Source organism: Arthrobacter psychrochitiniphilus, assembly GCF_003185915.1.
GTDB classification, from domain to species: domain Bacteria; phylum Actinomycetota; class Actinomycetes; order Actinomycetales; family Micrococcaceae; genus Specibacter; species Specibacter psychrochitiniphilus.
The window spans coordinates 110489-136705 of the sequence record NZ_QHLZ01000003.1; the positions used below are offsets into that span (position 1 = coordinate 110489).

At 59.3% G+C, this 26217-nt stretch carries 21 protein-coding genes and 1 pseudogene; 15 read left to right on the plus strand and 7 right to left on the minus strand.

What is annotated here, in order from left to right; all coding sequences use genetic code 11:
• A pseudogene (locus CVS29_RS18385) lies at positions 1 to 572 on the plus strand (hypothetical protein); the annotation flags it as partial.
• Between the two features lie 168 nt (positions 573 to 740).
• Here the strand turns inward: CVS29_RS18385 and CVS29_RS06080 are convergent.
• Positions 741 to 2189, minus strand: coding sequence for a PucR family transcriptional regulator (locus tag CVS29_RS06080; protein ID WP_110105457.1), 1449 nt, complete (start codon positions 2187 to 2189; stop codon positions 741 to 743).
• A gap of 163 nt (positions 2190 to 2352) precedes the next feature.
• Here CVS29_RS06080 and CVS29_RS06085 point away from each other — a divergent pair, with 163 nt between their 5' ends.
• The 5 genes from CVS29_RS06085 (at position 2353) to CVS29_RS06105 (ending at position 8632) form a co-directional block, all read left to right on the plus strand.
• A complete protein-coding gene (locus CVS29_RS06085; RefSeq protein ID WP_110105458.1) occupies positions 2353 to 3783 on the plus strand; it encodes an aminobutyraldehyde dehydrogenase in 1431 nt (476 codons plus the stop codon).
• 59 nt (positions 3784 to 3842) lie between these two features.
• Entirely contained in the window at positions 3843 to 5204 is a 1362-nt protein-coding gene (gabT, locus tag CVS29_RS06090; RefSeq protein WP_110105459.1) for a 4-aminobutyrate--2-oxoglutarate transaminase, read from the plus strand.
• A 414-nt stretch (positions 5205 to 5618) separates the two neighbouring features.
• Positions 5619 to 6548, plus strand: coding sequence for a hypothetical protein (locus tag CVS29_RS06095; protein WP_146213001.1), 930 nt, complete (start codon positions 5619 to 5621; stop codon positions 6546 to 6548).
• A gap of 68 nt (positions 6549 to 6616) precedes the next feature.
• The gene (locus tag CVS29_RS06100; RefSeq protein WP_110105461.1) at positions 6617 to 7669 is read left to right on the plus strand and encodes a hypothetical protein; all 1053 of its coding nucleotides are present in this window, start codon (positions 6617 to 6619) and stop codon (positions 7667 to 7669) included.
• 141 nt (positions 7670 to 7810) lie between these two features.
• Entirely contained in the window at positions 7811 to 8632 is an 822-nt protein-coding gene (locus CVS29_RS06105; protein ID WP_110105462.1) for a universal stress protein, read from the plus strand.
• Here the strand turns inward: CVS29_RS06105 and rarD are convergent.
• Complete coding sequence (rarD, locus tag CVS29_RS06110; RefSeq protein WP_110105654.1) at positions 8629 to 9600, minus strand: EamA family transporter RarD; 972 nt, start codon at positions 9598 to 9600, stop codon at positions 8629 to 8631. The genes CVS29_RS06105 and rarD overlap by 4 nt on opposite strands.
• 200 nt (positions 9601 to 9800) lie before the next feature.
• On the opposite strand from rarD, the gene CVS29_RS06115 reads away from it, so the two are divergent.
• Together CVS29_RS06115 and CVS29_RS06120 are read left to right on the plus strand one after the other, a co-directional pair.
• Positions 9801 to 11216: an FAD-dependent oxidoreductase gene (locus CVS29_RS06115; protein WP_110105463.1), complete on the plus strand. Its 1416-nt coding sequence runs from the start codon at positions 9801 to 9803 to the stop codon at positions 11214 to 11216.
• Positions 11217 to 11312: 96 nt separating this feature from the next.
• Entirely contained in the window at positions 11313 to 12089 is a 777-nt protein-coding gene (locus tag CVS29_RS06120; RefSeq protein ID WP_110105464.1) for an oxygenase MpaB family protein, read from the plus strand.
• A gap of 57 nt (positions 12090 to 12146) precedes the next feature.
• Here CVS29_RS06120 and CVS29_RS06125 read toward each other — a convergent pair whose 3' ends face one another.
• Positions 12147 to 12782 carry a DUF2461 domain-containing protein gene (locus CVS29_RS06125; RefSeq protein ID WP_110105655.1) on the minus strand — a complete coding sequence of 212 codons (636 nt, stop codon included), beginning with the start codon at positions 12780 to 12782 and terminating at the stop codon, positions 12147 to 12149.
• A gap of 152 nt (positions 12783 to 12934) precedes the next feature.
• Here CVS29_RS06125 and CVS29_RS06130 point away from each other — a divergent pair, with 152 nt between their 5' ends.
• On the plus strand, positions 12935 to 13399 hold the full coding sequence (locus tag CVS29_RS06130; protein ID WP_179442483.1) for a Fur family transcriptional regulator: 465 nt from the start codon (positions 12935 to 12937) through the stop codon (positions 13397 to 13399).
• Positions 13400 to 13404: 5 nt separating this feature from the next.
• Positions 13405 to 14871, plus strand: a complete 1467-nt coding sequence (locus CVS29_RS06135; protein ID WP_110105465.1) for a catalase — start codon at positions 13405 to 13407, stop codon at positions 14869 to 14871.
• A 224-nt stretch (positions 14872 to 15095) separates the two neighbouring features.
• Here CVS29_RS06135 and CVS29_RS06140 read toward each other — a convergent pair whose 3' ends face one another.
• Both CVS29_RS06140 and CVS29_RS06145 read right to left on the minus strand, forming a co-directional pair.
• The gene (locus CVS29_RS06140; protein WP_110105466.1) at positions 15096 to 15482 is read right to left on the minus strand and encodes an ankyrin repeat domain-containing protein; all 387 of its coding nucleotides are present in this window, start codon (positions 15480 to 15482) and stop codon (positions 15096 to 15098) included.
• 116 nt (positions 15483 to 15598) lie between these two features.
• The gene (locus CVS29_RS06145; protein ID WP_110105467.1) at positions 15599 to 16450 is read right to left on the minus strand and encodes a hypothetical protein; all 852 of its coding nucleotides are present in this window, start codon (positions 16448 to 16450) and stop codon (positions 15599 to 15601) included.
• A 67-nt stretch (positions 16451 to 16517) separates the two neighbouring features.
• On the opposite strand from CVS29_RS06145, the gene CVS29_RS06150 reads away from it, so the two are divergent.
• The 5 genes from CVS29_RS06150 to CVS29_RS06170 all read left to right on the plus strand — a co-directional run bounded on the left by CVS29_RS06150 (position 16518) and on the right by CVS29_RS06170 (position 24499).
• Entirely contained in the window at positions 16518 to 17804 is a 1287-nt protein-coding gene (locus CVS29_RS06150; protein ID WP_110105468.1) for an MFS transporter, read from the plus strand.
• A 94-nt stretch (positions 17805 to 17898) separates the two neighbouring features.
• Entirely contained in the window at positions 17899 to 18594 is a 696-nt protein-coding gene (locus CVS29_RS06155) for a histidine phosphatase family protein (RefSeq protein ID WP_110105469.1), read from the plus strand.
• Entirely contained in the window at positions 18581 to 19939 is a 1359-nt protein-coding gene (locus tag CVS29_RS06160; protein WP_110105470.1) for a sensor histidine kinase, read from the plus strand. The genes CVS29_RS06155 and CVS29_RS06160 overlap by 14 nt, the downstream gene beginning before the upstream one ends.
• A complete protein-coding gene (locus CVS29_RS06165) occupies positions 19936 to 20706 on the plus strand; it encodes a response regulator (protein ID WP_110105471.1) in 771 nt (256 codons plus the stop codon). Before CVS29_RS06160 ends, CVS29_RS06165 begins: the two co-directional genes overlap by 4 nt.
• A 361-nt stretch (positions 20707 to 21067) precedes the next feature.
• Positions 21068 to 24499, plus strand: coding sequence for a M66 family metalloprotease (locus tag CVS29_RS06170; RefSeq protein ID WP_110105472.1), 3432 nt, complete (start codon positions 21068 to 21070; stop codon positions 24497 to 24499).
• Positions 24500 to 24626: 127 nt separating this feature from the next.
• Here CVS29_RS06170 and CVS29_RS06175 read toward each other — a convergent pair whose 3' ends face one another.
• Together CVS29_RS06175 and CVS29_RS06180 are read right to left on the minus strand one after the other, a co-directional pair.
• The gene (locus tag CVS29_RS06175) at positions 24627 to 25403 is read right to left on the minus strand and encodes a VOC family protein (RefSeq protein WP_110105473.1); all 777 of its coding nucleotides are present in this window, start codon (positions 25401 to 25403) and stop codon (positions 24627 to 24629) included.
• 183 nt (positions 25404 to 25586) lie between these two features.
• The gene (locus CVS29_RS06180; protein WP_110105474.1) at positions 25587 to 26075 is read right to left on the minus strand and encodes a YajQ family cyclic di-GMP-binding protein; all 489 of its coding nucleotides are present in this window, start codon (positions 26073 to 26075) and stop codon (positions 25587 to 25589) included.
• Positions 26076 to 26217 lie beyond the last annotated feature (142 nt).

The window sequence follows — 26217 nt, forward strand, 5'->3', positions numbered from 1 at the left end:
AAGTTTCCGGGAACGCGGTGGGTGTTGTGGGTAATGCGGTTTCCTCTGATTCGCAGGCCACTAACACCACTGTGGTACCTCCGGTTCAGCAGACCTCCAACCCGGGTTCCAACCAGGGATCTGCCGGTAACGGTGGCCTCTTGGGTGGTTTGTTGGGCAACGTTCTGGAGAATGTTCAGGTGGCTGTTCCTGTGACGGTTCCGGTGAATGTTTCCGGGAACGCGGTGGGTGTTGTGGGTAATGCGGTTTCCTCGGGCTCCGAGGCCACGAACACCGTGACTCCAGAACTCCCGGTTACGCCGGTTACCCCTGTTACGCCGGTTACGCCTGTAACCCCGGTTACACCAGCCACATCAACTCCCGGAGCGACGGCTAACTCCGCCGTTCAGTTAGTGATTGCCAGTCACATCCAGCCGGAGAGCTCCAATGTTCAGGCATGGGGAGAAGCCGCACCTGCTCAGCTGGCCTACACCGGCACCGGTCTGTGGCCTATCTACCCTGCAACTGCCATTCTGTTGGCCGGTGTTGGGCTGCTCCTGTTGGTGATGCGCCGGGTGAACCCCGGGGTCTAGCGAGCAGTTGCCAGGAAAACGCGACTAGATCCGCGAACTGACCCGTGAGATATGGCGGCTTTGAAGCCTCAAAGCCGCCATATCTCACGGCTCGTTTGCAGCGATGAGCCGAAGACTCCGGCTAGCGTCCGGGCGCAGCCTTTTTCAAGCAGAACCACCCCAACCGGTTCAGGCCGGAGGGGACAGCCTGCGCACGGCCAATGCAAGCCACAGTTGCACACGATCCGGCGTCAGCGCGGGGTCGTATCCAGTCAACTCAGTGATTTGCGTGAGCCTGTAGCGTACGGTGTTGCGGTGCAGGGCAAGAGCATCGGCAACAGCTGCCACAGAACCGTTGAGTCTAAGATAGCTTTCCAAGGTATCTACAAGTTCGGCCCCGTGGGCAGCATCGAACGCGGCGAGCGGTCCCAGCGCTTCAGCGGCCATATCTGCCATCGGTACGTCTTCGCTGGCAAGCAGGAGGGAGGTCAGGCTCAGCCGTTCCGGAACGTTGACCTCTAAGCCGCGTGTGGCTGCTTCACGTGCTTCAAAATAGCTCCAACGCAGTCCATTCGCCTGGGAGTATGCGCCGCCAATTCCCACCGGAGCAGTGATCTTGATGTTGTGCATTTGATGACTTAACGCCCGGCCCAATGCGGCAGGATCACCGGCCTGCGTGGGGACCACCAGCAGCAATTCCTGCTTGCCTTCGGAGCTGATGGTTGCCGCAACAGCACTTTCCAGACCTGCCGGCAACGTGATGGTTGCAAGAGTGGGGAATTTGTTCGTCTCGGTGCTCACTAGCAGAACAAAGTTCTTACTGGCGGGGGCGATACCCAGATTTTCAAGACGGGCGGACGAATCTGCCGCTTCAAGGGTTCCCCGGACTATGTCGGAAATGACCTGTCCGGCGATCTGCCGCGCACTTTGGCGCCGCTGCACCAAGTTATTCAGCTCAATACTGATCAACCCGCGGGCGTAGTCAACAATCCCGTCGTCGTGAAAGGGGCGGCGGAGCCACAGCGTGCTGGAATCGCGCTTTCCAGTGGATAGCGCCACGGCATGCCAAGCGTCGTCGTCAGGGGCGGCGCCGGCAGATGTTGCGGCCACTTCCCCGCCGTACTGAGTAATAACCAAATCGGCTACCACCATGGACGAGAGTTTCATGAGCAAGGCCGGGAGCCCACCGCCCGTCAGTAGCGCGCGTGCCAGCACCTGGTGTTCCCGAAGTAGCCGCTCCAATTTTATGTAGTGATCGGAGGAGCGCGCATCCGCAACCAGCTTTCCGATGGCGATGAAAGGAGTGCTGTAGGGAACCTCAACTACCGGAACCGCCCAACGGTTTGCCTCGGCAAGTAGGGCAGTCGGCACAGAATCATGCTCAAATCCGATGCCAAAACCAATTCCGACGGCGCCCGCCTGCTTGATCTGGCGAACAAAGGAACGCTGGGCATCGGCAGTGCCCTGCCGGGCACCCGTGGTGAGGACCAGTTCGCCTCCACTGAGGAACCCCTGTGGATTTTCCAGCTCTGTCACCGCAACCCAGTCGATCGCAGAGGTGAGCGGGGTTCGCATTGAACCCAAGTTTTTTAGGTGCAGGCCGGGTGTGCCCAAAAGGTCTGCCAAGGAAAGTGCCATGCAATAACTATACAAACGCACTACAGCTAATGCCCACAGTGGTGCAGTTGGCTATTCGCTTGAATGTGGTTTCGGGCTTAGGATTTCGCATATGCGGTGTGTGTAGGCCGCGATTTCCCTTCCGAGCTAAAACTCCCACACCAAGCTAAAGAGGTTGAACACTGTGGTCCAGACCTTGCAGAACTTCATCAATGGAGAATTTGTGCCCGTCACCGGCACGGACGCCCTCAACATTGTCAATCCCACTAACGGCGAGGTTGTGGCCAAGGCTCCCATCTCCAGCCAGGCAGATATTGATGCGGCCATGGAAGCAGCAGCGGCAGCGTTCAAAACGTGGAAGCGTGCCACTCCGGGTGAGCGCCAGCGTGTATTGCTCAAGCTCGCCGACGCCGTTGAGGCTCGTAGTGAGGAAATCGTTGAGGCTCAGCACCGCAACACCGGTCAGGTTAAGACGATGATCGCAGATGAAGAAGTAGCTGCCGGAGCCGATCAGCTGCGCTTCTTTGCTGGTGCAACACGCCTCCTGGAAGGCCGTTCCGCTGGCGAATATATGGAAAACTTCACCTCGTATGTGCGCCGCGAACCTGTTGGCGTGATTGCCCAAGTAACTCCTTGGAACTACCCGTTCCTCATGCTCATTTGGAAGATTGGCCCCGCTCTGGCCGCCGGTAACACCGTGGTACTCAAGCCCAGTGACACCACACCTGAAAGCACGCTGGTCTTCGCCGACATTGCCAAAGACATTGTCCCCGCCGGCGTTCTGAACTTTATCTTGGGCAACGGGGCAACAGGCGCCGCCATGGTTGACCACAAGATCCCCTCCATGGTTTCCATCACTGGTTCAGTGCGGGCCGGCATTGCCGTAGCCAAGGGAGCCGCGGAAGGTCTCAAACGTGCGCACTTGGAACTGGGTGGAAAGGCCCCGGCCATCGTTTTCGCTGACGCCAACTTGGGTAAGACGGCGCAGGAAATTGCCGAGTACGCTTTCTTCAACGCCGGCCAGGACTGCACGGCCATCACCCGCGTGCTGGTTGAAGAGTCAGCTCACAAGGAATTTGTGGCAGCACTGGCAACAGCGTCCGAGGGTTTGGAAACCGGCAACGCCGACGACTCCAAGAACTACTTTGGACCGCTGAATAACATCAACCACTTCAACGCCGTGGTCAAGGTAGTGGCGAACATCCCCGAGTACGCCACAGTTGTCACCGGTGGCAAGCAGGTGGGCGAGAAGGGCTTCTACTTCGCTCCAACCGTGGTGGACGGCGTCAAGCAGAGCGATGACATTGTGCAGCAAGAAACCTTTGGCCCTGTCATCACCGTCCAAACCTTCAAAACGGAGGAAGAGGCGCTCGAGATGGCAAACGACGTCGACTTTGCCCTGGCCTCCAGCGTCTGGACCTCTAACCATGGCGTGGCCATGCGCCTCTCCCGCGATCTGGACTTTGGGGTGGTGTGGATTAACACCCACGTCATGCTCACGGCCGAAATGCCGCACGGCGGTTTCAAGCAGTCCGGCTACGGCAAGGATCTCTCGATCTACGGCGTGGAAGATTACACGCGCATCAAGCACGTCATGAGCAACCTGGACGCGTAGTCCAACAATGTTTAGGCGCGGCCACAGTCCCGCCAGCACCAAATTGAAAGGAATTTTCCATGAGTGATATTCAGTACCGCCTTGCCCAAAAACGCGAGATCCTCGGCGCCTTCCCCGGCCCCAAGTCACAGGCACTTAACGAACGCCGCAAGTCAGTTGTTGCTGGCGGAGTGGCTTCCACGGTGCCGGTTTATGTGGCAGACGCCGACGGCGGCATTCTCACCGATGTTGACGGCAACTCCTTCATTGACTTGGGTTCCGGCATCGCCGTAACCTCCGTTGGAGCCTCTGACGCCAACGTTGTTGAAGCGGTTCGGGAGCAGGTGGGCCACTTCACGCACACCTGCTTCATGGTGACCCCCTACGAAAGCTACATTCAGGTTGCCGAAGAACTCAATGCTCTGACCCCCGGCACCCACGAGAAGCGCACCGTGCTGTTCAATTCCGGTGCCGAAGCCGTGGAAAACGCCGTCAAGGTGGCCCGCCTAGCTACGGGCCGCGACGCCATTGTGGCCTTCGACCACGCCTACCACGGCCGCACCAACCTGACCATGGCCCTGACCGCCAAGGCCATGCCGTACAAAACGAACTTCGGCCCGTTCGCGCCGGAAATCTACCGCGTCCCCATGAGCTACCCGTACCGCGAAGAGAGCGACATCAAGGGTGAAGAGGCCGCGCGACGCGCCATCACCATGATCGAGAAGCAGATCGGCGCCTCCAGTGTTGCTGCGATCTTGATCGAACCGATCCAGGGCGAGGGCGGCTTCATTGTCCCCGCCGACGGCTTCCTGCCCACCCTGGCCGCCTGGGCCAAGGACAACGGCGTTGTCTTCATCGCTGACGAAGTTCAGTCCGGTTTCTGCCGCACCGGTGAATGGTTCGCCACGGTGCACGAAGGCGTTGTTCCGGACATCATCACCATGGCTAAGGGAATCGCTGGGGGCCTGCCGCTGTCCGCCATCACGGGCCGCGCCGATCTCATGGATGCCGTCCACCCCGGCGGCCTCGGCGGCACCTACGGCGGAAACCCTATTGCCTGCGCCGCCGCTTTGGCAGCGATCAAGACCATGAAGGAGCACGACCTCAACGGCCGTGCCGCCAACATTGAACGCATCGTCACTGACCGGTTTACGGCTCTGGTTCAGGAGCTTGGCGCCAACAACATCATCGGTGAAATCCGTGGCCGAGGCGCCATGATGGCCATTGAATTGGTTCAGCCCGGCACAGGCACAACAACCAAGGAAGTCAACGCTGAAGCAGCCAAGGCCATCGCCGGCGCCTGCCTGGCAGCCGGTGTCATCATCTTGACCTGCGGCACTTATGGCAACGTGATCCGTCTGCTCCCGCCGCTGGTCATCAGCGATGAGTTGCTCAACGACGGTCTCGACGTCCTATGCGACGCCATCCGCGCGGCGCTCTAGCAAAAAATCAGAATAAGCCCACACACGCAAGGATCCCCGGCTAAGAGAATGACTCTGGGGAGCGGGTAGGGAACAAACGACGGCGGCACTCAAGCCGAGCCTTTTTGGCTCGCCTCGAGTGCCGTTTTTGTTGGGGAGCGGGGAGCGCAGCCAGGTCCAAGCCCGCCAGCATGTCTGTGTCTTACCACTACGACTGCGTCTTGTTGGCGTGCGGAAGCAGGCGATGGGTAGGGTGGAGAGAATATTTTCGTCTCCGTACCGGCGTAGTGGAGTGGCATGGCAGCTAAGAACTTTGATGAACGATATCCGGCCATATTTCAGCCCGGTAACGAGGATTTGCCTGCCAGTATGCACTGGCCCGCGCCAGACGCCACTGTCCCTTCTAAGTCTGTCCCTTCTAAGCTTGTCCCTTCTATGCCTGCAGCCACCGTGCCAGCCAAACTCGTCCAAGGGCCAGAGGCCGGCCACGATCCGTTGCCTGAACCTGTGGGAAAAATAGCGCCGCAAGACGATGTTGCCAGCTCATCAATCGTTGAAACGCCCACCGGCTCCACGGAGGGAGCTTCCACGGCGCAGCGTTCCTGGCGGCTTTGGGGGATGCCGGCGGTTGCCGGTGCGCTGCTGCTGGCGCTGGGTGTCATTGCTCCACTGGTGCCAGTGTGGATGACAGCTGCCGAAGGGGATGACTCCGCTATCGTGTCGGACCAAATGTGGACCTACCTCACGGCACAGTTGGCGGCGCCGATGATCGCAGGAGGGCTGGGAGTCCTTGCAACATTGCTCTTTCTCTACTCCCAGCAACACCCAACCCGCCGCACCGGGTTGCGGCGGGTTTTCGCCTTGGCGGCAGCCGCCGTGGTGGCGGGGGGAGCTTATGCCCAGTTCTCGGTATACCTGATTCCGCCGGTAATTCACGTAGATACCAGTACCGACACTGGGTTTACACATAGCTATTCGAGGGCACCGGACATTGCTATCATCTTGGAAAGCATGGCGTTCGGCCCGTTGCTGGTGGGGTTGTTGATGTTTGCCGCGCTGGCCATTAGCCATAATTTCTCAAGTCGTCGACTCTATACTGTTGGCCTGCTTTTACTGGCTGCCGCAGTTTTTGCGCAGTATGCCCAACTCTTGTTCCCCCAGGTCTCAACTACCCAAGGATTCCAGGGCGCCTACCCCAGCATGCCGGCGTGGACAATCTTGGCTCCCATGCTGGCGCCAGCCTTGGTGGCGGCTGCCGGCTTGGTCATGGCTGGTGCCTTGTTGTACCCGGTAATTAGAGCGATTTACCAGAGGCGTGCGGCCACAGCCACACCACCGGAAGAAGCGGCGGCCGTGGGGTACTAGCTCCAAAAGCTGGTAATGGGTAGGCTGGGGCAGAATATTCTCGGTCCGGATAGGCGTAGTGGAGTGGCATGGCGGGTAATAACTTTGATGGACGTTATCCGGTCATCTTCCAGCCCGGGGGCGTGGACCATGCCACCAACTTTGTGGATCCGGAAGAGCCACAGAAAAACGCGCCAGATCCCGCCGGTAGCGGACAACAGCCCCTCAGGACGCTCTCTGAGTATGCCGGCACTGGACTTACCAACCCAGGGCCGGCCCAAGCGGAAGCCCCGGGAACGGACGCTCCGGAGACGGATGCTAGCGACGCTGGGCTTGGTGCGGACATTGAAGGTACCGTCTCGGAGTCACGTTGGACTGCGAGGACCTGGGCAGTTGGGCTTGGCGCCATTGCCATAACTTTTGCTGCGGCCGCTTTTTGCCTGGTGGCAGTGGCATTGATTCCATCGGCCAGCAGCGTTGATCCGAGCACCTCTCATGGCATCATGGTGATCGCGTGGGGGTATGCCATCATCCCGGGTGCCCCGGCTCTTTTAGCGGCCGCACTTGCCCTGCTGGCGGGCATTCTTTTTCTCGGTTCCAGGCAGCACCGGCGCCAAGCCATCCCGCTGTGGGCTGGTGGGGTAGTTGTGGGGCTAGTGGCTTTGAGCATCGGAATTTTTGCCCTCTTTGGTGCCACCTTGATGCCTGAAATATATTATGATCCGAGCCGGTGGAACAACCCCCGGGCTATCCCATGGCCAGCGGCTCTGCAACGGGCTACTGCCGCCTTCATTGTCCTTGGACTCATCATCCTTGCCATCGCAACCGTGGCGCCTCCCCGACGCAATGGCACGCCCGGTATTCCCTCCGGCAAACGTGCCGTGGTGGTGGGTGTGTTTTTGACGGCGGCAGGAGTATGGTCCTGGTTTGCTTCGCAGCTATACCCACTTGCGTTGGGTCAGGAAATCCAGATCATCGGCGGGCAGGAGTATTCGCAAACTCCCTGGCCCATGACCGTTGCGGAGACAGGTGGCTCTCTGGTGATGGTGGGTGCTGGTGTCTTATTGTGGGGTGTGCTGCTGCTGGCCCTGCGGGGCCCGCGAGAGCAGGATGCGCTGGAAGCTGCAAGCTCCCTCGAATAAGCACCCGCGAATAGGTGCCCTCGAATAAGGGCACAGCAGCTTGGTGCAAAAGCTGTTCGCCGGATGCTCTGCAATGTACAGTCGAGGCTACAAACCTCTGCGGGAACAAAGAAGTCTCCGGGGCCCCTCGAAAGGCGTGGCATGAAATATGTAGTGGGATACAGGCCTGATGAGCGGGGCGCGGATGCCATTGCGCTTGCCGGTGTCATCGCCAGGACACAGGGGGCACAACTGCACCTGGTCTACGTGGTCAACAGCGCCAAGACACCAGGGCAGGACGTTCAGAAGCGTGCTCTGGCATTGGTGCCGGATGACGTCGAGGCGAGCTTTTCCTTGCGTGTTGCCGATTCCTTTGTCCACGGTCTTATTGACGCCGCCAAGGAGGACAACGCCGCCCTGATCATTGTGGGAGCCGCCAGTAACGGGTTGTTTAAACGCTTCACAGTGGGCTCGGTGGCCAACGGTCTCCTACACGCCTCACCCGTCCCCGTGGCGCTGGCCCCGCGTGGCTACAACCGTAGAGACCCGCTCACCCGGCTGACCGTCATGACGGGCATGCGGACGGGTTGGCAAGCCGTGCTCGACGTCGGAACTATCGCCGCAGGGCGCCGTCACGTCCCGCTGCGGCTGGTTTCCGTAGTTGAAATCGACCAGAACACGCAGTCCAGCTTTGACCAAGACAATGCGCTGAGCCCGGCCAAGCAGCATGTCAATACCGTCCTCGCCCAGGCTGCCGCCACACTGCCCAACAACAAGGTCACGCTCACGCTTGCCCACGGACGCAACATTGAAGAAGCCATTGACGGCATCGGCTGGAAATCAGGTGAGCTGGTCATTGTTGGTTCCAGCAGGCTGGCCGAGAGCCACAAGATCTTCCTCGGATCTACCGCGAACAAGATTCTGCGCTCGCTGCCGGTGCCCATGGTGGTTGTCCCGCGGGACTTCCAATCTCAGGGGATTTAGCGCAGCCGCACGGTGCGGCGGTAACTGATGAGCATGTCGGTGATCAGGATGGCCAAGGCAATCCACACAATGGCAAAACCAATCCAGCGTTCGGTACTCATGGGTTCGCCAAGGATGGTGATGGCGATGACGAATTGGACCAGCGGGGTCATGAATTGCAACAGCCCGATCCCTGTCATGGACAAGCGGCTGGCCGAGGCTCCGAAGAACAGCAACGGGACCGCCGTGATGATGCCGGAGGAGGCCATGAGCCAAAAGTGTCCGGGGCCCATCCCTGTCAGGGTTGCCTGGCCCACGAGCGTCAGAATGACCATGGCGGCAATGGCAAAGGGGGCCAAGACGGCGGTTTCAATGCTGAGGCTCGTGACGGCGTCGACCCTTCCGCCAACCCGGTTCTTGACGAATCCATAGGTGCCGAAGCTAAAGGCCAGCAGCAGGGCAATCCAGGGAAGCTTGCCATAACTAAATGTCAGCACCACAACGGCGGCGAAGCCCACACCCACGGCCAACCATTGCATAGGCCGGAGCTTTTCCTTGAGCACCAGGACTCCGAGCAACACCGAGACCAGGGGGTTGATGAAGTAGCCCAGAGAGGCTTGAACCGCGCTGCCACTAGTCACCGCATAGACGTACGTGAGCCAGTTGATCAGGATCAGGACCCCAGCCACGGAGAGGGTGCCCATGATGCGCTTGTTTTTCAGGGCGGCGGCAATTTTTCCCCAACCGCGGCTGACGGTAATGATGAGGGCGCAGAAAATGGCTGACCAGAGAACACGGTTGGCCACAATTTCAATGCTGTTGGCGGGCGCTAGCAAGATGAAATAAATGGGCAGCAAACCCCAGAGGCCGTAGGCTCCAACGCCGTACAACACTCCCTTGGCAGCTTCGGATCGTACGGGCCTGCCTGGCTTTTTGTTGGTGCGCGATGTGTTCTCAAGTGGGGGTTCGCTTACTGTCACAAACTCCATAAGAACACCGATACGGCAGAAATGCCACGTCAGCCCGCCCACAGGTAGCAGAGAGCGTGCCTTAGTGAGGGTTTGCTCACTTTGCCCTGTTAGGTATATGCGAACACAATTAGACTGAAAAAGCGGCGCGCAATGTGCGCTTCCATATGCAACAGTTGCTTTAGGGATGTTGCGATTCACGGTTCGGAGGGACTTCTTTCTTGGCAAACTTCAGTGTCACCCGCCCATTCCGCGTTGCTGTCGTCGGCTCGGGTCCTGCGGGCGTCTATGCCGCGGATATTCTCACGAAGTCCCAGGAAGTTACTGACGGCGACGTGCAGCTGAGCATCGACCTCTTTGAATCGCAGCCGGCCCCTTACGGTCTGATCCGTTACGGCGTGGCCCCCGATCACCCCCGCATCAAGGGCATCATGAACGCCCTGCACAAAGTTTTGGACCGGGGTGACATCCGATTCTTTGGCAACGTCATGTATGGGCGGGACCTGTCCCTGGCCGAGTTGCGAAGCCACTATGACGCCGTCATCTTCGCAACAGGTGCCACCAAGGACGCCATGCTGGACATCCCCGGGGTGGACCTTGAAGGCTCCTACGGCGGCGCGGACTTTGTCTCCTGGTATGACGGGCATCCCGATGTGCCGCGCGAATGGCCCTTGAATGCCAAGGAAATTGCCGTCATTGGCAATGGCAATGTGGCCCTGGACGTGGCACGGGTCCTCTCCAAACACGCAGATGACATGCTCGTCACCGAGATCCCGGACAACGTCTACGAGGGGCTGAAAGCTTCCCCTGTCACGGATGTGCACATTTTTGGCCGCCGCGGCCCCGCTCAAGTGAAGTTCACGCCGCTGGAATTGCGTGAACTCAGCCACTCCCGCGATGTGGACATTGTCCTCTACGAGGAAGACTTCGACTTTGATACGGCCTCCGATGCCGCTATCAAGAGCAATAATCAGGTCAAGATCATGGTCAATACCCTCACTAACTGGTTAGCTGAGGAACACGACGAAACCCGCGTTCCGGCCTCACGCCGCCTGCACTTGCACTTCCTGCACACTCCGGTGGAGATCCTTGGAGCGCAGGGGCACGTGACCGGCATGCGGTTTGAGCGCAATGAGCTTGATGGTACGGGTAACGTGCGGGGCACCGGCGAGTTCATCGATTACCCGTTCCAGGCCGTGTACCGCGCGGTGGGCTACTTCGGTTCCGAGCTGCCCGAGGTGGACTTTGATTCCCGCCGCGGCGTAATCCCGAACGACGGCGGACGTGTGTTGGCAGCCGACGGCAGTCACGTGCCTGGTCTCTACGCGACAGGGTGGATCAAGCGTGGCCCGGTAGGGCTGATCGGCAGCACCAAGGGTGATGCCTTGGAAACCGTTGGTTGCCTGCTTGAGGACAGGCTCAACCTGCCCGTTGTGGAGCACCCAGGTGAAGAAGAGATAGTGAAGTTGCTGGAGTCCCGCGGTGTTGAATACACAACGTGGGAAGGGTGGAACAAGCTTGACGCCCACGAGAAGCACCTCGGCGAAAGCTACACCCACCCCGCCGGGCTCGAAGTGTCACGCGAACGTGTCAAGGTAGTTGACCGTGAACACATGGTGAACATTTCCAAGAAGTAACATCACGGGCGCCATGGTTGGGGATTGCGCCGATCAATATACCTGCCACTGCGAGCACAGAGCTGACCGCGGCCAGGGCTAAAGAAGGGTTCTGCAATGGTCTTTGGCCGCGGCATCAAAGATATAGCGCCCGAAGCAATTATGTTGGCTGGTGCGGGCCGGGCCATCCTTTTACAACTTGCCAATCCGGCCATTGGTTACGGAGTAGCACGGCATTCCAGCTTTGCCCTCGATCCACTCAAGCGATTCCACGGCACACTGGCCTACATTTACGCCATAACAAACGGGACCCCTCAACAACGAGCCTCCATGGTGTCCCAAGTGCATAGAGCCCACCGCCCCGTAAGCTCTGCCGGTAGTGATTCTCCACATCACTACCATGCCCAGGACGGCGAACTTCAGTTATGGGTTGCGGCAACCCTGTATGACTCCGGGATGCAGATCTACAACAAAATCTTCCCGGCTTTGGCTGAAGAGGATGCACAAGCTATCTACCGGGACTACGGTTCGCTCGGTACGGCTCTGGGCATGCCCGCGAAAGCGTGGCCCGCCACCACAGAAGACTTCAAGAGCTATTGGGATGAACAGCTGGCGCGTCTGGGCGTGGATGAGACCACCCAAAATGTGGCAGCACAATTACTTGCGGCCCGGAGCGCGCCGCTGTGGATTCGAGCGGCCATGCCACTGGCCAGGTTTCTTACGGCAGGGCTGTTGCCGGCCACGGTCAGAGAGATGTTTGATTTGCCGTGGTCGGTTGCCCGGGAGCGGTGGTTAAACAGTGGCCTTGGGCTGATGCGCGTGCTGATTCCCTTCACTCCGCAGTGGATCCGGCACGCTCCCATGCGTTACTACCTCAAGCGGATCCCCGGATAACTTTTAGGGAGCGCCGGAAACAGTGGGCGTCGAAGAGCCGGAGCTCGGGGTAATCGTCTAAGGTGCGGCATGGCGGACCACCCAGTCAATGAGAGGCCGGAGCTGTTCCAAATACTCGGTAATGCGTTCTGCTGCGCCGTTGTTTTCTAGCCATTCGGGCTGACCAAGATCCAGCGTGGCGTTGAGGCTCTTGTGCTGCAGTAGTCCAGGACGGGGATGGTCCTTGGGGAAGCCTCGGGGCACAGTTTTCAGTTTTTGACCTCCAATTGTGAAACCGGCTGCCACTAACTGCTCAACGATCCCCACGAGGCTCGTGCCGCTGGCCGAGGCATCCACGGCTGCCCGGTACCGGGAGAGTTGGGCCGCAGAGGCAGAAGTGTAGCCGCCAGCCAAGGTCAGCCCCGAGGAGCTGAGATGGAGGTAGTACCCCACGTCTTCAAAGTGTGAGAGGAACATGCCTTGGGCGGTTTTATACGGCTCTTTAGTGCGTGAAAACCTCATGTCCTGATGCGGGCGGAAGATCCTACCGGGCCCAAACCTAGGTTCCAGAGACCTGCTAAGCGCCAACAGCGGTGCCAGCACATCGGCGTCGTACTTGTCTTTGTTCTCACGCCACCACTGAGCGTTGTTGTTACTTTCCAACGCGGCATAAAAACCAAGCGCGGCCTCGGGGATTCCGGTGAAAGTGTCCATGGTTTGAGCGTAGGGAGGCAGCGGTGCCAGTGCCAGAGCAGGACCGTAGGGCGTGGATAGCTCGCCACCTAGCGGCACCTGTGGGGGATTAGATCCAACACCTTAGGTCGGCCTAACTGGACTGAGTCCAGAACAGAGAGCATGATTGACACATGGTCACCAAAGAGCAGTCGGAAGAGATGTTACGGGCAGCGTCGCTGCGTGTGACTCGAGTCCGCCTCGCTGTTTTGGAAGCAGTCAGCTCCAATCCGCATGCCGATGCCGACACCATTATTGGTGAAGTTCGGAATGAATTGGGCAGTGTTTCCAAACAGGCCGTCTATGACGTCTTGGCAGTTCTGGTGGAGACAAACCTGGTGCACCGCATTGAACCAGCAGGGTCACCGGCACGTTTTGAAACGCGGGTGGGGGATAACCACCACCACGTTGTGTGCCGATCCTGTGGGGACATCGCCGATGTCGACTGCGCTGTTGGCCACGCACCTTGTTTGCACGCCTCCAATAACCATGGTTTCAGCATTGATGAAGCCGAGGTCATCTATTGGGGCACTTGTCCGGACTGCGCAAGTAAACGACTTCGCATTGAAAACGATCTCACGAGTACTAGGAGTGAATAGCAAAAATGACTATTGAAAATACCGCGCCACTGACAACTGCCGCAGGCGCGCCGGTTGCCAACAACCAAGACAGCCTCACCGCCGGCCCCCGCGGTCCCTTGCTGCTGCAGGACGTTTGGTTCCTTGAGAAGCTGGCCCACTTCAGCCGCGAGGTCATCCCGGAGCGTCGCATGCACGCCAAGGGTTCAGGCGCCTTCGGTACCTTCACGGTCACCAATGACATCTCCAAGTACTCCAAGGCGAGCATCTTCTCCGAGGTTGGCAAGCAGACTGAAATGTTCGCTCGCTTCTCCACCGTTGCCGGTGAGCGTGGCGCTGCCGATGCTGAGCGTGACATCCGCGGCTTCTCGCTGAAGTTCTACACGGACGAGGGAAACTGGGACCTGGTGGGCAACAACACCCCCGTGTTCTTCTTCCGCGATCCCCTGAAGTTCCCTGACCTGAACCGCGCCGTCAAGCGCGATCCGCGCACCAACATGCGCAGCGCCGAGAATAACTGGGATTTCTGGACCAACCTGCCCGAGTCCTTGCACCAGGTCACGATCGTCATGTCCGAGCGCGGCATCCCGGCTAGCTACCGCCACATGCACGGCTTCGGCTCGCACACCTTCTCCCTGATCAACGCCGAAGGCGAGCGATTCTGGGTCAAGTTCCACCACATCACCCAGCAGGGCATCAAGAACCTGACGGATGAAGAAGCCGGTGCGCTGGTTGCTGCCGACCGCGAGTCCAGCCAGCGCGACCTCTTCGACTCGATCGAGAACGGTGACTTCCCCAAGTGGAAGCTCATGGTTCAGATCATGCCTGAAGCCGATGCAGAGACCTACAAGTACCACCCGTTTGACCTCACCAAGGTCTGGTCCAAGAAGGACTACCCGCTGATCGAGGTCGGCGAGTGGGAACTGAACCGCAACGCTGAGAACTACCACGCCGATGTTGAGCAGGCAGCCTTCGCTCCGGCCAACGTTGTCCCCGGCATTAGCTTCTCCCCGGACCGCATGCTCCAGGGCCGTCTGTTCTCCTACGGTGACGCACAGCGCTACCGCCTCGGTGTGAATCACCACCAGATCCCCGTAAACGCACCGAAGAACGCCACGGCCAACACATACCACCGTGACGGTCAGGGCCGTGTAGATGGTAACCAGGGCCGCACCCCCGGCATCGAGCCGAACTCCTACGGCCGCTGGCCGGAACAGCCCGCATATGCCGATCCCGCACAGGCTATCGGCGCTACCGCAGACCGCTTCAACTTCCGCGAAGATGATGCCAACTACTTCGAGCAGCCCGGTATTTTGTTCCGCGAGAAGATGAACGAAGAGCAGCGCCAGGTGCTCTTCGAGAACACCGCCCGCGCCATCGACGGTGCCTCACAGGCCACCATCGAGCGCCACATCTACAACTGCACCCAGGCCGATCCGGCTTACGGTGAGGGTGTTCGCAAGGCAATCGAAGCCCACCAGGCTTCCAAGTAACACCTGCATAAAGCACCACAGCGGCATCTACCATTCGCATTCAGCGGAAGGTAGGTGCCGCTGTTGTTAGTTAACGGGAGGGGCTACCCCGTTGATCGAGCTTGTCCCTCTTCGGGTTCCGGCGGTTTTCGCGCCCGTTCCCCACAAATGCGCCCTGTAGACCGGGCGCAGATTTGGGAGGCGGGCGCGGTTTATGTGAAGGGGTGGGGACGGGGCGCGGCTGGTTAGCCCAGGAGGTGTTCGCGGCCGAACATTGCGGCGGTGGCGCGTGCCGAGGGGGTTCCGGCGTCAAGGTCTGCACCGGCGGATACTAAAAGGCCCACCACGGCGTCCTCGCCCTTGAACAAGGCGCCTGCCAGTGGTGACTGATCACGATTATTGCGGATGTCTACGTTGGCACCGCGGCCAATCAGCAAGGACACCGTCTCGCTGGCACCTTTATATGCTGCCAGCATCAACAAAGTGTTGCCGTCCGGGTCTTGGACATCAATGGAGAGTCCATGGTCAAGGAATTCGGCCAGTTCAGCATTTTTGCCCTCACGGGCCAGGTCCATGGCGATGGATATCAGCTGTGCAGTCTGTTCTTCGTTGAAGGAAGGGTTATTGGTCATTTATCCACAATATGCGATGAACCCCTGATCTTCCCCAGCAATAAGAGACGACAAGTTTAAGACGCAACGGGGGGAACTCGTAGCCCTGTTAAGGCATGCCGGTTAAGACATGGTGGTTATGGCATGTCTGTTGGAAGCTCAAGTCCGCCGCGGGTGACGAATTCAGAGAGCAGCGAAGGTGCGCCACCATGCTGGCGGCCAAAGAGGTGGATGGTTGATGGTGCGGGCGAGCTCCACACATCCGTGGCCCAGAACGTCATGCCTTGAAAAGGTGGCTGTGAGTGGGTTCCCAGCCCTGTCATGGTCTCTGCCAAGACCACTAAGGAGTCCGGATCTAAAGTGTCTAATGGCCCAGCGCTGAAGCGAGGTACCGCCGTCCAGTGCCCTCCGCGAAAGGGCAGACCAGGACCAGGATGGGCCGGTTCCACGTGAAAGGGTCGCTCCGCCCAGCCTTCCGGCTCCCATGAGTGAGCCGCCTCAGATAGTGATTCATTGGCAAGGGGGGCATGGGTCAGCACGCTCGGGGACTCAACGGGGGCAGCTGGGGGCGCTTGGAGCCGGCCACCGCGCCAGTCCCGGAGCTGGCCATCAAGTTCGCGGTTATTGCTGACAGCGGACCGTTCATGGGCGGGCAGGGCCAGTACGGCAGAGGCAGCCCGGCTTCCCGGCCACGCGAAGAAGGTGTGCAGCGTAGGGGTGGAAGTTTCCGCCAGTGGTTCGCCAATGGCGTTGCCCACCGGCTGCCAATTCAAAGACAGGTGCAGTTGGGCGGCAGTGGCGCCGGTGAGTTCGGTCAGTGCGCGGCGCAAATGCCCATAACAGTGCAGTAAATCTGTGGCAGATTGGTGATCAAAGGGTATGGCCGGGTCATTTAGACGCAGCAGAAAGTGTCCGGGTGTCAGTGCGAATTTGGGCCGGCGAATGCCCCAAATTGTTGACGCAAGCAATTGTTCCCGTGCTGTTGGCACCTGGCCTCCCTGACCATAGGCATGTACAGAAAGCGTAGCCCAGCTACGGCGGGGATAAGCTGAACCCGTGCCAAAACTCCTTGCGGACATTACTCCGTTGCGTGAAAGCCGCCCGTTTCTGCGGCTATGGATCGGCAACGGCCTCTCCTCAATTGGTACGCAGTTGACAGTGGTTGCCGTCAGCCTCGAGGTGTACAACCTCACCGGATCCACTCTCGCTGTGGGGATGCTGGGACTGGTGGCATTGGTCCCTCTCGTGATTGCCGGGCTCTACGGAGGAGCCGTGGCCGATACCCATGACCGCCGCAAAGTGGCGCTGGCCTCTTCTACCGTGTTGTGGCTGGTGACGATCGGCATTGCCGCTCAGGCATGGCTGGGGCTGGGCAATGTGGGCCTACTGTACGGGTTCATTGCTATCCAATCGGCCGCGGCAGGGATGAATGGGGCTGCCCGCAGTGCCATTGTCCCGCGCCTGGTGCGGTTGGAACTCCTGCCCGCCGCCAACGCGTTGAGCATGATCGTGATGGGTTTGGGAACCACGGTGGGTCCCTTATTGGCGGGGGTGCTGGTAGCCAATGTGGGGTACGCCTGGACCTATTCAGTGGATGTGTTGACTTTCACCGCCTCCTTGTGGGCCCTGTTCCGGCTCCCTCCATTGCCTCCGCTGCCCCTGGCGGATGGTGGCACCGTGCAGCGAGCCGGAGTGCGGTCCGTCCTAGAAGGGTTTTCCTTTCTGGGCAGCCGAAAGAATGTGCGCATGACATTTTTGGTGGACATGTGCGCCATGGTCTTTGCCCTGCCCCGTGCACTATTACCGGCTATCGGAGCAGTGTGGCTAGGCGGCGCAGACCAGACCGCGGGCCTGCTGCTGGCGGCCATTGCCGCCGGCTCTTTCTTGGCAGCCCTGTTCTCCGGACCGTTAGGGCACGTACGCCGTCAAGGGTTAGCGGTGGTGTGGTCCATCACCGTCTGGGGCGGGGCGGTGGCGTGCTTAGGCGGTGCTGTTTTGGCGGGAGGGCACACGCACGACGGCGTCATCTCGCCTTGGCTTGTTGCCGCTGTGGCGGCGCTGGTGGTGGCCGGTGTAGCTGACTCCGTCAGTTCGGTTTTTCGATCCACTATTTTGCAAGCCGCCACACCCGATCACTTGCGAGGCCGGCTGCAAGGAATTTTTGTTGTGGTGGTGACGGGCGGGCCGCGCATGGGTGATGTATTCTCGGGGGCCACCGGATCCGCACTAGGCGAGGGATGGGCGGCAGTCATGGGTGGTCTGCTGTGCATCATAACCGTGTGGTTGCTGGCTATTTGGCAGCCCGGATTTGTCCGTTACGACGCCCGCCACCCAGAACCCTGAACTAGCTGCGCTAAGAGTTCCACAGGGAGTTCCGCTGAGAGCCGCACGCCTTCGCGGGGGAGAACTCAGTGCAGCAATAGGACAGAATAGGAACATGCGACTGATTTTGATTAGGCACGGACAAACTCCCAACAATGTGCGCAGCCTGCTAGACACTGCTGTTCCTGGGCCTGGCCTGACACAGCTGGGGGAGCTGCAGGCGGCAGCCGTTCCGGAGGCGGTGGCCAAACACAATATTGACGCCCTCTACATTTCCAATCTGACCCGTACGGCCCTGACAGCGGCCCCGCTCGCTGCAGTTCGGCGCCTCTCCCCGGTGGTGCGTGACGGGTTGCGGGAAATCAGTGCGGGAAACCTGGAAATGAAGGGTGACAAGGCGTCGGTTGAAGCGTATCTGAGTGCTCTGAAGTCTTGGTTGAGCGGAGATCTCTCCGTCCGGATGCCCGGCGCAGACACCGGCTTTGATGTTCTTGAGCGCTTCGACGCAGTGGTTGAGGAAGCGGCAGCAGCTCACCAGAGCGTTGCCATGGTCAGCCACGGTGCCATGATTCGTTTTTGGGCAGGGCACCGCGGTGTGAACTTGGATTGGTCAGACCCCAAATATTACGATCTTTCCAACACGGGCATAGTCACGCTGGACGGTGAACCAACGGGCAGCACCGCTCCTGGCGGATGGCGGCTTGCGTCCTGGCACGGCGCACCGGCAGGCGGCCTGAACGGCTTGGATACTGACGGACCCACTGCTGAACTCACCACGGAGAATATAGACGCCGGGCATGAAAACAACTAAGAACTCTGATCCGGCCAAGATTTCCGCGAACAAGCACGCAACTGGGCCAGTAGCAACAGCTCATCAGGCGGGCTCCGGCACGGAAGCGCTCACACCCTTTAACACGGTGAACCTTTGGCGGATGCGGGGGATCAGCTGGGTGTGGCTAGGAACTGCGGTTATCTGTATAGCCCTGCTTGCTGTTGGAGCGCCGCTGAACAGAAGTTTGTACCACATGGCGCTGCCCTTCGCGCTGGGCATGGCCATCTTGCATTCGGCTTCGCTGGGATTGACTGCGGCACGTCCGGTGGCTGGTGTCATTGTGTCGCTGGTGCCCATGATTGTTATGCCCTTGGTGTCCAACCCGGTGGGTGCAACACCCATGCCTTTTAGCGTGGTTGCCATGATCACCCAAGTCTTGGTGATTGTTGTTGCCGGGTTGCGCACGCATTGGATGGTTGCCTCGGCCGCGTGGCTGGCCAGCGTGGGCGTGGGTGTCATTTCCAACTATCTGACCATGCCCCTTAGCCAGTCAGAAGGTGCCCAAAACAATGTGGTCATCTTCGCTGGGGTATCCGGTGGACTTATGGTGGCCGCCGTAGTTGCCCAGCAATGGCAGCATCTGGGTACGGAGCTGGCCGCTGAGCGCACAGTCAGTGCTGATGAACAGTCCCGGCGACGGCTGGCTGAAGAACGTACACGCATAGCCCGGGAACTTCATGATGTGGTGGCGCACGGGATGTCTGTTGTGGTGGTGCAGGCAACTACGGCCAGCTACCGGCACCCCGGGCTCAGCGACGAACTCAAGCAAGAATTTGATGATATCGCGGCGAATTCCCGGCGTGCCATGACCGAAATGCGCAGCATGCTTGGTTCACTGCGTAACTCTGAAGCGGGCCGCGTCCTGGGGCCCCAACCCACACTCTCGGACCTACCTCAACTCTTCGCATCGGTGAGGTCCGCAGGAATTCAGATCGCTGAACCCGAGCTTTCTGACGTGGAAACTTATGACATTGGTGAGGTCATCGCCTTAACTACCTACAGAATTGTGCAGGAAGCGCTGAGCAACGTCATCAGGCACGCTCCCGGGGCCAGCGTAAAAACAAATTTCGTGGTGAAGGGCGGTGCGCTGCTAATTTCCGTAGTCAACTCGAGCTCGGATGTAGGGGCAGTCATGGCGCAGCTGGATAAAGGCGGCCATGTGGGTCAGGGGTTGATTGGAATGCGAGAACGGGCTGACATTGTGGGTGGCTCTGTTACGTGCCTACCAACACCCGCCGGCGGCTTCTCCGTCACAGCAAAACTCCCCTTGAGCGCCGCGGGTGCCAAGGGCACAAACAGCAGCAAGGGAAACGCACAGCCATGACCATCAGGGTATTAGTAGTGGATGACCAAGCCATGGTCCGAGAAGGATTTGCCGCTCTGCTCGGTGCTCAGGATGATATTGCTGTGGTGGGCCAGGCCGAGAACGGCGCCATTGCCGTGGAGATGGCGGCCATCCACCGCCCCGATGTTGTTCTGATGGACGTGCGCATGCCCGTCATGGACGGCTTAGAAGCTGCGCGCAGGATCCTGGCCGATGCCAGCCCGGCTAGGCTCGGTGATCCCGCCGCCCTCGGTGATCCCGCCGCGGCCTACGATCCCGCCGCGGCCGGGCCTGGCCCAGATGTCACAGATATCTCCAGTGCTCCGGCCGGGGTGACGCATGTGTTGATGCTGACAACCTTTGATGTGGATGACTACGTCTACGATGCGCTCCGGCTGGGGGCCAGCGGCTTTCTTCTCAAGGATGCGCTCGCGGAGGAGTTGGTGGCTGCTGTGCGTATTGTGGCCTCCGGGGAGGCGCTGCTGGCACCATCAGTGACGAAGCGTTTGATTGAGCAATTCGCGCTCTCACGTGCCCGGCCACAGCTCTCCCTGGAACGTCTTGACGGGCTCACCGAACGGGAACTCGAGGTGATGACATTGTTGGGGCGCGGATGGTCCAATCAGGAAATAGCTGCCGAACTTTTCATTGCACAACAAACAGTCAAAACCCATGTCAGTAAGATCCTGGCCAAACTTGAGCTCAGGGACCGGGTGCAAGCGGTAGTGCTGGCCTATGACACTGGCTTGGTGCAACCCGGGAGTTGAGGCAGCGGCTCTCACCGTAGAACCCGAACAGGCTACCGGCGTGCCCTGTTCTTTTGGGTAATTTGGCGCTGCAGATAGGCCAAAAGGTTCAATAGCTTTGTTATGCATAACTAAATTCGAAATTTTGCTCGCAGTGACCTTTCTAAGGTGTTACTTTCTTCACAGCCGCTGAGTAGTCAGCAGCTGTGGGCGGTGTCCTTGCGCCCGCGATAGATGCCATGTCCTGTCTTGGACGGTGTGCCTTCGGGCCACAACTTTCTACGCCGGGTGCAATGCCGGAAGGCATTGAGCACCCCTGACACCTAGGAACTCAGTGAAGAGAACCTCGCCATCTAATGGCACTAAGCGAAAAATTTCAGCAGTGGCCGGAGCGGTCCTGGCTGTGGCGGTTGTAACGGGAGGAGCCATTACAGTTCCAGCCGTGGGGGCACCGTCCATCCCACTTGACGCATCCGCTTCTGTACTCGCCGCCGGAACGGCGGAGCTGAACATCAGTGGCATCACCGTCACCGGCCAGCTAGGTGATGTCACCCGTGATGTCCTTCGCAACCCTTACGCGGTGGGGGAGCAGATCCCCTACCATTTCAAGGTCAAAAACAACCGGGCCCAGAGTGCAACAGTGGTGCCCATTTCCGGCAAATTTGTACCTTTCGTCCCCGCCCATGGTGCTGGAAACTGCCGTTGGATGAACCTGAACGCAGGGGCAGAGTATGCCTGTAAAGCCCCCAAACATACCGTGACGGAAGCGGACCTTGCCGCCGGATTCTTTGCCGCGGCAACAACATGGCAGGTTGGTTCTGAAACCAAGGAACTGGCCAGCCCGCCCGTTGCCCTGAGAGCAGGTGTGCCAACAAAGGTGGGCGCGCTGAGTATTTCTGGCACTCCCAGCGATCCGCAACGTGACACTGCGGCAAATCCGTATGAGGTAGGTGAGGCACTTTCCTACAGCTTCACCGTTACCAACACGGGCGCCACAGCAGTAGACGCCGTTCCGGAATCCGGCGCATTCACCCCCTTCACCGGATCTGACGGCGCAGAGAATTGCCGTCGGCTCAACCTTGCTGCCGGTGCCGGCTACACGTGCACCACGCCCCAGCACACCGTGACGCAGGAAGAACGCGATGCAGGCTACTTCCTGCCGCGAACCACCTGGAGTGCCGGTGGAATGCAAGAAACAATTGCAACAGACCCCGTCAAACTGGGAACACCACTGGCGGACCCCTTCGCCGGCTATCTTGATGGTCCCGGCCCCGACAAGGGGGTGGGCTTCCATGATGTGGACAAGAATGGGGCACCGAGAGCTATCCGCAATGACCTCTCTGCGGGTGAGCTCGCGGGCATGGTGGAATTCGCGCAAACCCACACCATCAACCCTGCCGGCAATGACGCCGTGGACATGCCTGATCTTGTCGCAGAACGTGCGGCCCTGCTGCTGTTCACCCCTTCCGCGGCAACTACCAAGGTCAGCGTCACGGCGAAGATCAAGGGCGTTGCCGCGGGCCAGTTTGAGATGAAAAAACCTGAGGAACTACCGGAAACAGACGCCACTTTTCCAGCCAACCGCCCCGCAGTGGTCTACTCAAAGCGTGCCTGGAGCGTGGAACTGCCGTGGAATGTGGTTCGCCCCGGGCTTGAACTGACGTTCAGCAACGCCAACAGCGCAACCGGGACCCTGCCGGCGTCGAACATCACCATGGCACCGGCCACGGAACTGGTCATCAACAATATTGAGTTGGGCATGCTGACAACCCCCAATATGAATGGGGATCATGCGTTTATCAACCAGCCGGCGCAATCGGCTGCGGACTATTTCCAGACCGTCCCTGTCTCAAAGTTGATCATGGCGAAGTATGAGAGTGTGCAGTTGGAGAAGGTGATCGTGGCCAATGGCAACATATATACGCCGGAAAGCCCGTCTGTCACCACGGGGGACGTCTATTCGGGGGATATGCGCGAAAGTGTGGGCAAGGCTCAGGTTTCCACAGGCATTAACCTAGCGAACTTTGGCATGACATCCGCTCTCATGAACCAGAACCAGCCGGGCCTGTTCAACCAGCGGATCATCCACCACTCGGCGGGACTGTACGCCAATGGACGGGCCGAACATGGGCTGTCCGGCGGCAACGGCATGGCTACCATCTATTCCTCCAGCGGCAACGAACTCAGCCACGAGTTGGGGCATTCCTACGGGTTGGGTCACTACCCCGGGCAGAATGGGTCCCTGCCAGGGGATGCGGCAACCATCAACGCCACACACCATGCTGATTCGGGCTGGGGATGGAATGCCTACCGTGATGCCATGCGCACAAATCTGCAGATGGGAACGTACCGGCCGGAGGGCGTGGACCTGAACGGTCTGGCATTCAAACAGACCTTCGGGGGCTCCTACAACTATTTGGTGGATGCCATGTCCGGTGGGTGGGTTGAATCAAACTACTCGAAGTACACCTTCCACACCGGCTACAGTGCCGATCGTATTCAGGAATACTTGACCTCCGTGGTTCCTGACCTGTCCTACCCCAGCGGCTACCGGGCCTGGGATGCCGGGGCTCAGGGCTATGTTGATGCGAAGGCGGCCAACGCCTCCTTTAACTACCTGCGGCCAAAGGCTACGGGTGTGCCCGTGGTGACATTGCTGGGCGGCTATGTGCCGGCCAATCCTGCCAAGGCTGTTTTGTACCCGGCTTTCCGCTCCAACTGGGGTAACACCTTTGACTACCCGGCCCCGGCTCAGAACGCACCCGCAACCACCCGGGTTTGCTGGATGGATGTGGACTTTCAGGACGGAACGGCCAAGACATTTGCACTCAGTGGGGGTATGGCAGGGGCTTCGGCCACAACGGCACTGCAATTCAATATCAACATTGCCCAGGCTGATAAGCCCACTGGCGCTGACTTGTTCTGCAAGACCGACGGCGTGAGCCGCCAGTACGGCAACCACATAGAGATTGCCACTGATTTGCCGGCCATGCCTGCTGCCGTGACCATTGGCCAGGACGCTGGTTACACAGCGGTGCGTGAGGCCGAGCTGCCGGCTCTGCAAACTGAGTTGGAAGGATTGGCCGGCAGCGATCTGCCCCGGCTAAGTGCCGCAGCCACCGTTACCCTCAACACGTGGAAGGCGGACCTGACGGAGCTAAGCCCCGTAGCAAAGGCCGTTGCCGAGAAGATCCTGGCCAGTGGCACGGCGGTAAAAAATGCTGACAAGTTCCTGCGCTACTACGCAGACACACTCGGTACGGTGGCTACACAGAACCGTTTCAAGGAGCTCTTGCACAGCACCGGCCTGGTCCCGGAGGCGGGCACTGCGGTGATTCCCGCCGGTGCAGGGATCAAGGTTGACGCCGGCAACAGCGGAATCGCTGCTGGCTACTGCCTAAAGCTTTACACCAACGCTGACGGTTCGCTGGAAGCCCGGGTGCCCACAGCATCCACGGTCAGCACCGAATGTGCCGGGGCGAGCAATGAGAAGTGGGTCATGGATGCCCGCGGGGCGGTACATAACGCAGCCCGGCCCGATCTGTGCCTGACCAGCAGAAACCCCAGCAGGCCCACCAACTGTGATGCCACGAGCGTGGCGCAACAGTGGGTTTATCAGGCTGATGGGCATTTGAACTCGGTGGCGTCCCCTGGCAATTCACTCGATTTGAACAGGGACTCCCGTCTGCCTATCCTCTACCAGAACAATGGTGGCGGGAACCAGAAATGGGTGGGCCTGAGCAAAAGCGGTGTACCCGCGCTTGCCTTACTTGATGCCTCATCCTTGAAGGTGTTGGGCGGCTTGGGGCTCTAACTTTCCGCCGCGCAACGGGCCCGCAGTAACCGTTGAGAATCTACGATTTCTAGTGAATTCTCAACGGTTACTGTGGGCCATCTTGTTTTTACCCGGGTCAGCTTTGGCGGGATCAGCCTTGGCAGGATCAGCTCAGTGGCTGGACCAGTTTAAACATGGCACCGGTGCAATCGGTGAGCCCGGCAATCCTTCCAAAGGGGGAGTCCTCGGCAGGATTAGCTATGGTGCCACCCAAGGAAAGGGCCAGCGCGATGGTGGCATCGGCGTCGTCCGTCTGGAAGTACACGTGCCAGCTTGACGGGACCTCATCCGGGAGGAAGCCCGAGGCGTCCATAATGCCGGCAAGTGGCTGCTCACCGCTGACGATGTTGGTGTAGCGAAATTCGGGGGTATCGCTCATGACGGAGGTCAGCACGCCAAAAGTATCGCGGTAGAACGCTACAGCGGCGGGGTAATCCTTGCTGTGCAGTTCATGCCAAGCCGCAGCGCCAGCAACTTCGTGGGCCTGAAATCCCGTGTGCCCGCCAAACTCCCACAGCCCGATCGAGGCTCCCGAGGGGTCGCCAAGCATGGCCATTTTCCCCTGATCCGGGACCTCCATGGCTTCCATATAAGTCATGGCCCCGGCATTCTTGGCGGCATCCATGGTTGCGCCAATGTCATCCACGCGCAGGTAGGTGGTCCACATATCGGGGTAGCCTTCGCCGTCCTCGCGGCTCTGCATGAGGCCGGCAACGCTCATGCCATCCTTGAAGGCCGTGGCGTAGCCGCCGTACTTTTCTTCATCCCCCACCTCGTAGCTCCAGCCGAACAAAGCGGTATAGAAATCTCTTGACTTGGCGATCTCTGAGGTCATCAAATCAATCCAGCACGGCGCTCCTGCGGGGAACCTTTGAGGGTTCATGGCGACTCCAAACGTCGGTTGATCTTGTGAGGTTACTGGAACACTATGCCTGACCCGTCATGCGGGCAAGAGAAAAAGCGCTCACCGTCTGAAAGTTTTCCGCAGATTTGCGGAGAGTTCAGTGATGAGCGCTTTTTAGTGCAACCGTGCTTTAAGCGGTGGCCGCAGAGGGGGGAGTTCGGCTTAGCGCATGTTGACGAACTGCAGGTCCGCGTCCTCGAACTTGCGCAGCATTGCCATGACTTCCTGAAGATCATCACGGCTCTTTGAGCTCACCCGCAGTTCATCGCCCTGAATGGTGGACTTGACACCCTTGGGCCCTTCGTCGCGGATCAGCTTGTTGATCTTCTTGGCAATGTCTTGGGCAATGCCTTCCTTGATCTCGGCTTCCAGACGATACTCCTTACCGGAGGCGTAGGGCTCGCCGGCGTCAAGGGACTTCAAGGAGATGCCGCGCTTGATCAGCTTGGACTCGAAGACATCCATGACGGCCATGACGCGCTCTTCGGAGTTGGCCTTGATCATAATTTTCTCGCCGCTAAAATCGATTTCGGCACCGACGCCCTTGAAGTCATAGCGCTGCACTACTTCCTTCTGGGACTGGTGCAAGGCGTTGGCGACCTCTTGCTTGTCGACCTTGCTGACGACGTCGAACGTTGACTCACTGGCCATGATTCCTCCGAATACCTATAAAGCTGAATGGTTGATTTGAATCTAAGCCTAGCGCCCGAGGGGCCCAAAGCGTACGAAGTGGGGTTTGGGAGGGCGGTGGGCGCTAGCGCCCGAGGGGCCCAAAGCGTACGAAGTGGGGTTT

Bases quoted from the DNA above. Each gene is read 5' to 3' on its own strand.
- CVS29_RS06080 (WP_110105457.1), bottom strand. From the start codon at position 2,189: ATGGCACTTTCCTTGGCAGACCTTTTGGGCACACCCGGCCTGCACCTA.
- gabT (WP_110105459.1), top strand. From the start codon at position 3,843: ATGAGTGATATTCAGTACCGCCTTGCCCAAAAACGCGAGATCCTCGGC.
- CVS29_RS06095 (WP_146213001.1), top strand. From the start codon at position 5,619: ATGCCTGCAGCCACCGTGCCAGCCAAACTCGTCCAAGGGCCAGAGGCC.
- CVS29_RS06100 (WP_110105461.1), top strand. From the start codon at position 6,617: ATGGCGGGTAATAACTTTGATGGACGTTATCCGGTCATCTTCCAGCCC.
- CVS29_RS06105 (WP_110105462.1), top strand. From the start codon at position 7,811: ATGAAATATGTAGTGGGATACAGGCCTGATGAGCGGGGCGCGGATGCC.
- rarD (WP_110105654.1), bottom strand. From the start codon at position 9,600: ATGGAGTTTGTGACAGTAAGCGAACCCCCACTTGAGAACACATCGCGC.
- CVS29_RS06120 (WP_110105464.1), top strand. From the start codon at position 11,313: ATGGTCTTTGGCCGCGGCATCAAAGATATAGCGCCCGAAGCAATTATG.
- CVS29_RS06125 (WP_110105655.1), bottom strand. From the start codon at position 12,782: ATGGACACTTTCACCGGAATCCCCGAGGCCGCGCTTGGTTTTTATGCC.
- CVS29_RS06130 (WP_179442483.1), top strand. From the start codon at position 12,935: ATGGTCACCAAAGAGCAGTCGGAAGAGATGTTACGGGCAGCGTCGCTG.
- CVS29_RS06135 (WP_110105465.1), top strand. From the start codon at position 13,405: ATGACTATTGAAAATACCGCGCCACTGACAACTGCCGCAGGCGCGCCG.
- CVS29_RS06140 (WP_110105466.1), bottom strand. From the start codon at position 15,482: ATGACCAATAACCCTTCCTTCAACGAAGAACAGACTGCACAGCTGATA.
- CVS29_RS06155 (WP_110105469.1), top strand. From the start codon at position 17,899: ATGCGACTGATTTTGATTAGGCACGGACAAACTCCCAACAATGTGCGC.
- CVS29_RS06160 (WP_110105470.1), top strand. From the start codon at position 18,581: ATGAAAACAACTAAGAACTCTGATCCGGCCAAGATTTCCGCGAACAAG.
- CVS29_RS06165 (WP_110105471.1), top strand. From the start codon at position 19,936: ATGACCATCAGGGTATTAGTAGTGGATGACCAAGCCATGGTCCGAGAA.
- CVS29_RS06175 (WP_110105473.1), bottom strand. From the start codon at position 25,403: ATGAACCCTCAAAGGTTCCCCGCAGGAGCGCCGTGCTGGATTGATTTG.
- CVS29_RS06180 (WP_110105474.1), bottom strand. From the start codon at position 26,075: ATGGCCAGTGAGTCAACGTTCGACGTCGTCAGCAAGGTCGACAAGCAA.